This is a genomic window from Paenibacillus sp. OT2-17 (assembly GCF_009827695.1).
Classification (GTDB): domain Bacteria; phylum Bacillota; class Bacilli; order Paenibacillales; family Paenibacillaceae; genus Paenibacillus; species Paenibacillus polymyxa_B.
In genome coordinates this window covers 1-1617 of the sequence record NZ_WUDQ01000711.1, presented here as the reverse complement: position 1 = coordinate 1617, position 1617 = coordinate 1, and the positions used below count along the sequence as shown (strand labels likewise).

Sequence of the window (1617 nt, the reverse complement as noted above, 5' to 3'; positions counted from 1 at the left end):
GCTTGATGCCGTTCCTTCGGCAGTTAGTCCCTATGGGATTGTTGTTCGTAGCGGTGGAAATATGGCGCTTACTTCGTGGTATACGGACGGATTGCTGTCCGTACAGGATGAAAGCTCCATGCTCGTTGCCGAAGCAGTCGCTCCTGAGCCTGGCATGCTGGTACTGGATTGCTGTGCCGCTCCAGGTGGCAAAACAGCTCATATGGCTGAGCTGATGAAGGATCACGGACGGATAGTTGCGAATGATCTGCATGCCCATAAGCATCAATTAATTCGTGAACAGGCTAATCGACTTGGCCTGGATGCCGTGGAAACAGTCACTGGTGATGCGCTAGAACTGAAGGAACGATATGCTCCAGCTTCTTTTGACCGTATTTTGCTGGATGCACCATGCTCTGGCTTTGGAGTGATTCGTCGTAAACCGGACCTGCGTTGGAGCAAAACTGCGCAGGATGTTCGCGACATTACACAGCTTCAGCATGAGCTGCTGGATAGTGTGGCGGGACTGTTGAAGCCAGGTGGTATTCTGGTATACAGCACATGCACGATTGAACCGGACGAAAATGAAGGACAATTGACTCAATTTTTAAGCGAACATCCAGAGTATGAATTGGCAGAGGGTCATTCCTTCCCAGACGTGAGCCGCGAAAAGGATAGTATACAGGGAGGCTCGGTACAGCTGTTACCGCAGCATTTCCACAGCGACGGATTTTATATCGCGCGCCTGCGTCGGGTGAAATAGCGCGGAAGAGAATTCCAGGCAGCTTTCCACCAGTATTTCCACATTCCGCCGGAACATTTCCGGCGGTTTTTTGCATGAAGACGAAAAATTTTTACCCCCTCAGGGATTTGTGCTAAAATAGGAAGAATGAAAAATACTATCTGCGATCAAACAGAACTTAATGAAGAAGGAACGGGTGCAAACATTGATGAAACCTTTTATATATGATTTAACTCTGGAGGAGCTTCAGGACTGGGCCAAGAACAATGGCGAGCCTGCTTTTCGTGGAGGACAAATTTTTGACTGGCTGTATGTGAAGCGAGTCAATGATTTCAGCGAGATGACGAATTTGTCCAAGGCGCTGAGAGAGAAGCTTGAGGAGCAATTTAGTTTTGTGACGCTTAGTGAAATTACAAAGTTGGAATCGAAGGACGGTACAGTAAAATTCCTGTTCGGTTTGCACGATGATCATGCCATTGAAACGGTCATTATGAGACACAATTACGGAAACAGCATTTGTGTAACGACTCAAGTGGGTTGCCGGATTGGTTGTACTTTCTGCGCTTCGACGCTCGGAGGCCTTAAACGGAACCTGACGGCTGGTGAAATTACTGCACAGGTGGTGCAGGCTCAGAAAATTTTGGATAAAACCAATGAACGAGTGAGTAGCATCGTGATTATGGGCTCGGGCGAGCCTTTTGAAAACTATGAAGCGACCATGACGTTTTTACGTACAATGGTTCATGAAAAAGGTCTGAACATTGGTCAACGTCATATCACAGTGTCGACCAGCGGTATTGTACCGAATATTTATAAATTTGCCGACGAGGATACCCAGATTAATCTGGCAATATCCATTCATGCGCCTAATGATGCGCTTCGTTCGAAGCTGATGC

General features: G+C 47.3%; 2 protein-coding genes. Both read left to right on the top strand.

What is annotated here, in order from left to right:
- On the top strand, positions 1-742 hold a 742-nt coding region (locus GRP75_RS26370; protein ID WP_160790822.1), incomplete at its 5' end, for a methyltransferase domain-containing protein.
- A gap of 187 nt (positions 743-929) precedes the next feature.
- Positions 930-1617, top strand: a 688-nt coding sequence (gene rlmN, locus GRP75_RS26365; protein ID WP_160790821.1) for a dual-specificity RNA methyltransferase RlmN, incomplete at its 3' end; no start/stop codon positions are given.